The organism is Arthrobacter sp. WCS2018Hpa-7 (assembly GCF_031843805.1).
Taxonomy (GTDB): domain Bacteria; phylum Actinomycetota; class Actinomycetes; order Actinomycetales; family Micrococcaceae; genus Arthrobacter.
Genome location: NZ_JAVTJB010000044.1, coordinates 1 through 5,996, shown reverse-complemented (window position 1 = coordinate 5,996; position 5,996 = coordinate 1). Strand labels below are relative to the sequence as shown.

5 protein-coding genes are annotated in these 5,996 nt (G+C 64.7%); 3 read left to right on the top strand and 2 right to left on the bottom strand.

Annotated features, from left to right (window positions below):
• The first annotated feature begins 157 nt into the window (after window positions 1-157).
• Window positions 158-652: a hypothetical protein gene (locus RQH14_RS23030; protein ID WP_311215434.1), complete on the top strand. Its 495-nt coding sequence runs from the start codon at window positions 158-160 to the stop codon at window positions 650-652.
• Window positions 645-1,166, top strand: coding sequence for an N-acetyltransferase (locus tag RQH14_RS23025; protein WP_311215433.1), 522 nt, complete (start codon window positions 645-647; stop codon window positions 1,164-1,166). Before RQH14_RS23030 ends, RQH14_RS23025 begins: the two co-directional genes overlap by 8 nt.
• A gap of 31 nt (window positions 1,167-1,197) precedes the next feature.
• Here the strand turns inward: RQH14_RS23025 and RQH14_RS23020 are convergent, their stop codons facing one another.
• Complete coding sequence (locus tag RQH14_RS23020; protein ID WP_311215432.1) at window positions 1,198-2,220, bottom strand: LacI family DNA-binding transcriptional regulator; 1,023 nt, start codon at window positions 2,218-2,220, stop codon at window positions 1,198-1,200.
• Between the two features lie 19 nt (window positions 2,221-2,239).
• A complete protein-coding gene (locus RQH14_RS23015) occupies window positions 2,240-3,967 on the bottom strand; it encodes a glycoside hydrolase family 13 protein (RefSeq protein WP_311215431.1) in 1,728 nt (575 codons plus the stop codon).
• A 342-nt stretch (window positions 3,968-4,309) separates the two neighbouring features.
• On the opposite strand from RQH14_RS23015, the gene RQH14_RS23010 reads away from it, so the two are divergent.
• On the top strand, window positions 4,310-5,773 hold the full coding sequence (locus RQH14_RS23010; RefSeq protein ID WP_311215430.1) for an FAD-linked oxidase C-terminal domain-containing protein: 1,464 nt from the start codon (window positions 4,310-4,312) through the stop codon (window positions 5,771-5,773).
• Window positions 5,774-5,996: the final 223 nt, after the last annotated feature.

The window sequence follows — 5,996 nt, the reverse complement described above, 5'->3', positions numbered from 1 at the left end:
AGCGCCGATGGTACTGCACCCGGGAGGGTGTGGGAGAGTAGGACACCGCCGGACACACATTAAGGCAAGAGCCCCGACCACAGGTCGGGGCTCTTCCCCTTTAACCACCACAACACCAACACCCCAGCGCCCTGACCCACCGGTAGAGTTGGTGGTCATGGAAAACCTCTTCAGCCACCCAGCCTCTGAACCCGAACCGGCCCAACAGGCAGGCGACGCACTGCAGCCGCTCATCTTCACTGTTGTGGTGCCCACGAGTATTTCGCACGCTTTCCAGGGATTCACTGATCATCCGCACCTATGGTGGCCGCTGGAGCAGGAGAGCGTCTTCGGCGCGGGGTCCCATGTGGAGTTCGAAGAGAACCTGATTCTTGAGACGGCCGAGGACGGCCGTACGTCGGTGTGGGGCACTATTGACGATTGGCAGCCTCCGCTGTCCTTTCACGCCAGCTGGTACCCGGCCGGAACGCCGTTGTGGTCCACCGAGATCCGGGTTGTCTTTGGTGCCGTGGACGAGGGTACGGAAGTGCGTTTGATCCACGACGGCTGGGAAGGCGCCGAGGATCCTGCGGCGTCCCGGGCTTCCTACACTGAGAGCTGGCCCCGCGTCCTGGCCTGCTACGAGAGGTTCATGGGCGGAGCCATTGCCTAGGGTCCGCCGGCTCCAGCCGAGTGATTGGCGGTTGCTGCGAGAGGTCCGGCTGGAGATGCTCAAAGACACGCCCATGGCCTACGTGGAGAGCCTGGAGGCAGCTCGCCGGCAGACCGAAACGCAGTGGCAGGAACGTGCGGCTGCCATGTCCGGCGACAGCAGTTTCACGTTGATCGCCGATGCTGGCCAGGATGGCAGCAGTTTCTGCGGATTGATGCGCGTAGTACTCAAGCATCCCCAAGGCTCGGAGATTCCCCTTCAGGCCATGCTGGTCAGCGTTTACGTGGCACCTGAGCACCGGGGGCTGGGGCTGGCCGACGAACTCCTCAATGAGGCCTGCAAAGCCGCCGTGGAAGAACTCGCTGCCGGGAGCATCCAGCTCGGGGTGCATGAGGAGAACTCACGGGCACTGGCGTTCTACCGGCGTCACGGTTTTGAGACCACAGGTGCCAGCAGGCCATATCCGCAGGACACCTCCAAGCTTGAGCTCACCATGGAGCGCCGGCTGTCGTAGCAGGCCACTTGAGGAGCACCGCAAGGAGCTGCTAGAACGTACCTGCTTTGGGTACCGCGGTGCTGGAGCGCACCACCAGCTTGGTGGGGTGTTCGGTATCGGCAGGTTCCAGGACGAGGCCCTTGGTGATCGCGCCCAACAAGGTGCGGACGGCCAGCGCTCCTTGGCCTTTGGCGTCCTGGTCGATGGTGGTCAGGCCCAGGACGTTGCCCAGATCATGTCCGTCGATCCCCATGACGGAGAGGTCATCCGGGATGCGGAGCCCGAAGTCCCGGGCCGCGAGGATGGTGCCGATGGCCATTTCGTCGGAGGCCGCGAAGACGGCGGTTGGCCTGTCCGGCGCACTGGCCAGCAGCTGCCGCGCGGCGGCGTAAGCGCCTTCAATGGTGAAGTCCGCGGAAACGATCCATTCGGGCCTGACAGGACAGCCGGCGTCGTTCATTGCTTCTTCGAATCCGCTGCGACGCGTTCCAGGAAGATGGAAGTCCTGGTCGTAGGCCTCATTGCCGGTGATGTGGGCGATCTTGGTGTGCCCGAGGCCGAGCAGGTGGTTGGTGGCCTTCCGCGCGATTCCGGAGTCGTCGATCCGGATGGTTGATGCTCCGGGCAGTGGCCCGCCAATTCCGACGATCGGGCGGTGCATGGCGTGGAGCTGCTGAATTTCGGCTTCGCTCAGTTCCAGCGATACCGCGATGACCGCGTCCACCCGCTTGCGCAACAGGAAGTCGTTGAAGACGCTGTGCCGGTGCTCGGGGTTTTCCCCGATGTTGTACAGGGTGAGGTCGTACCCGGCCTCAAGCAGCGCGGCCGATGCGCCCTCGATCACGGCTGAGAAGAACCAGCGGTGGACCGAGGGCACCACCAAGCCAACGTTATGCGTGCGCCCGGAGGCCAGGCTGGAGGCGTGGTAGGACAGCACGAAGCCCAGCTCTGATGCAGCGGCGCGGGCACGCTCCCGGCTGGTAGGCGATACATTGCCCTTGCCGCTGAGCGCCCGTGACACGGTGGCAACGGACAGCCCTGCGCGCTCGGCTACGTCCTTGATGCCCGTCATGCCGCTCCTAGGTGAAATATCAGCTGACCGTCAGCCAGATTGTCTCCCCTGAGCCTAGTTGATCGGCGCCTGATGCAGCGGCGCTGCGCAGGATGGTGCGTCCGACCGGAAGCGGCAGTGGATCGGAGCCTGCGTTCATGATCACCAGGGTGTTGCCGTTAAGGTACGCCAGTGAGGACCCGGTGCAGTAGTCCTCGACCCAGGCCAGGGATCCTTGGCCGAGCCGGAGCGCGGCGCGTTCAGCGATCATGGCCCGGTACAGGTTAAGGTGCGACGCCGGATCGGACTCCTGCAGGTCCCTCGCCAGTGTGGGCCAGGACTCGGGCTGCGGCAGCCAAGGTTCCATGCCGCTACCGAACCCGGAGTGGGCTTCGGATGAACGCCAAGGGAGCGGCACACGGCAACCGTCGCGGCCGATGCGGGCTCCGCCGGTGCGGGCAAAGGTTGGATCCTGGCGCATGCTGCCGGGAATACTGGAGGAATCGGGCAGACCCAGTTCTTCGCCTTGGTAGAGGTAGGCGCCACCCGGGAGGCCGAGCATGAACATGGTTGCCGCGGCAGCCCGGCGTCGTCCGAGTTCTTCGTTGGGTTGTGCGTCGTCGGGGCCGATGCCGTCTCCGTCGCGGGGACCCGAACCGTCGTACCCGAAGCGTGAGACGTGCCGGACAACATCGTGATTGGACAAAACCCACGTGCTGGGGGCGCCCACGGCGTCCAGGGACACCAAAGAGTCCGTGATGATGTGGCGCAGGCGGTTTACGTCCAGGCCGGCGTGCAGGTACGGGAAGTTGAAAGCCTGGTGCATTTCATCAGGGCGGACCCACTGCGCCAGCCGGGGGAGGGGGTCCACATTGGCTTCTGCGCAGAGGATGCGGTCCGGACCGTATTCTTCTAGGATGGAACGCCAGCGGCGGTAGATGTCGTGGAGGGCAGGCTGGCCGAACATCGGAGCGTCCTGGCCGGGGAACCCGTCGGAGCTGTTGCCGTCCGCGCGGCCACCCCAGTTGGGCAGGCCGGCGGCCTTGACCAGCGCGTGGGCTACGTCCACCCGGAAGCCGGAGATGCCGCGGTCCAGCCAGAATCGGAGGACGCGTTCAAACTCAGCATGAACCGCCGGGTTATCCCAGTTGAAATCCGGCTGCGAGGAGTCGAAGAGGTGCAGGAACCACTGACCGGGCTCTCCGTTGGGCTCGGTGATGCGTGTCCACGCCGAACCGCCGAAGTGCGATTGCCAGTTGTTGGGCGGCTCGCTGCCATCGTGCCCCAGACCGTCGCGGAAGATGAACATGTCCCGTTGCACGCTGCCGGCACCCGCAGCAAGTGCTGCTTGGAAGGCGACGTGCTGGTCTGAACAGTGATTGGGGACGAGGTCCGCGATGACGCGCAGGTTGAGCCTGTTGGCCTCTGCGATGAGGGCGTCGAAGTCGGACAAGGTGCCGAACAGGGGATCGACGTCGCAGTAGTCGCTGACGTCATAACCCGCATCCCGCTGGGGTGAGCGGTAGAACGGTGACAACCACACGGCGTCGACGCCTAACGCCGCCAACTGCGTGAGTTCGGCGGTGATGCCCGCCAAGTCTCCTACGCCGTCGCCGTTGAGGTCCCGGAAGGAGCGCGGATAGATCTGGTAGATCACCGCGGAACGCCACCATCCGTGCGCCGTGGAGGCATCGTGGACCGGGGTCAGATGCGTGAAAGCTGCAGTGGGCTCGTGGGTCGCAACCGAGAGCAATGAATCAACGGACATGGACACATCGTAGAAGAGAATTCTGAAAATTGTAAACGTTTCCAGCCCTAAGGGTACTGTCTTTGAGGCCTATAGGAGGAGTAGGCTCTTCACACTAAGGGATCTGAAGAAACAGTGTGGAAGCGCTTGCGGCCCCGTTGTCGCGAAACCACCGATAGGGGGTGCGTGGCTGCAAACGGGAGAGCTCCGCGGGAATCTGGGCGCTGCCTCCGACTGTAGGTCCCGACGGTGAGCCAGGCTGCCGTCACTGCCCCATGCCGCTCTGGCTAGACTATGAGCACTGAAAACGCTGCGAAGACTGCCGGTTTGGCGTGTCCGCGGCGCGCATGTGGAGGTAGTGCTTTGTCGGACGAAACGGCTGTGGCCGGTACATCAGCGGAACGCATCAAGGGCCGCACGGTGGGGCATGTGGAAGAAACCCGGCCGACAGACGGGCAAAGGGCGTTCCTGCAGGAATTGTCGGCAGGGCTCAGGCCTGAGCAAATGGCCGGCGACGAAGAAACCCTCACCGTCTACTCCATCGATCAGGGGCCGATGCTGGAGAGGCACCTGCCACTGGCCGTCGTCTGGGCCGAATCCGTGGAAGACGTGCAACACATCGTCCGCACTTGCGCAGCGCATCAGGTGCCGATCGTCGCCCGGGGTGCGGGCACCGGGGTTTCCGGCGGAGCGCACGCCACACCAGGCTGCATCGTGCTGGGCCTTGAACGGATGAACCGCATCCTGGACCTCAACCCCGACGACGAGACCGCCGTCGTCGAACCCGGCGTCATCAACGCCGACCTCAACGCTGCAGCCGCCGAACACGGCCTCATGTACGCACCCGACCCCGCCAGTTACAAGATGTCCACGATCGGCGGCAACGTGGCCACGAACGCCGGAGGGCTCCGGTGCGCCAAGTACGGGGTGACCCGCGATTCCGTCCTGGCCCTGGACGTCGTCATGGCCGACGGCTCCCTCATGCACACCGGCCACCAAACCTTCAAAGGCGTGGCCGGGTACGACCTCACCGCGCTGCTGGTGGGCTCCGAAGGGACACTCGGAATCGTGGTGGGCGTCACCGTCCGGCTGAAATACCTTCCCCGCGAAATCCACACCATCGCCGCGTTCTACCAGGACTTCCGCAGCGCAGCCGCCGGTGTGCTTGCCGTGGGCAAGGCCCGCGTCCAGCCCGCCATCATGGAACTCCTGGATAACGGCACCCTGGAGCAGCTCGACGAACTCCACCGCGGCGGCCTCCAAAAGCGCGGAAAATCCCTGCTGCTCATCCAAACAGACGGTTTCGGTGCGGCCGCAGAAGCCGACGTCGTCCGGCAAGTACTCGCCGACGGCGGCGCCACCGTCACCACCGAAGCCAGCGCCGAAGCCGAGATGCTGGTGGAACTTCGGCGCAACAGCCGCGGCGTGGAAGTGGACGACGAATTCCGGGTTGGCGAAGACATCGCCGTCCCGCGCTCGCGTCTGGTGGATTTCGTCGCCGAACTCGAAGCCATGGCCGCACGGTTCCAAGTACGCCTCAAAGTGGTGGCCCATGCAGGCGACGGCAACCTGCACCCCACCTTCTGGATGGAGCGAGTTAACCCGGCCACCGACGCCGACGCGTTGAGGCGGCTGAACGCGGCCCTGGACGAATCCATCCGGATAGGCCTGGACATGGGCGGCACCATCACCGGGGAGCACGGGGTGGGCCAATACAAACTGCGCTGGCTCGGGCTGGAACAACCGGAGCCTGTGCGGGAGCTGCAGCGGCGGATCAAGGAGCTGTTCGACCCCCAGGGGATCCTGAATCCGGGGAAGGCTATCTAGGCTCTCTTCGTGGTGCAGCCCGCGGTGGGTGCGGCCCGCACGGCCGAAACGCTCGGCGCGCTCGGTCGTTCCTCCCTTAGACGCGCGCTGCCGCGTTCCGGCCCTGCGGACCGCCGGTGAGGGCGCAGCTGCGACGCTCTATCACTTCCCGCGTGGTGGGGGTGTGATGCTCTATCACTTCCCGCGTGGTGGGGGTGTGATGCTCTATCACTTCCCGCGTGGT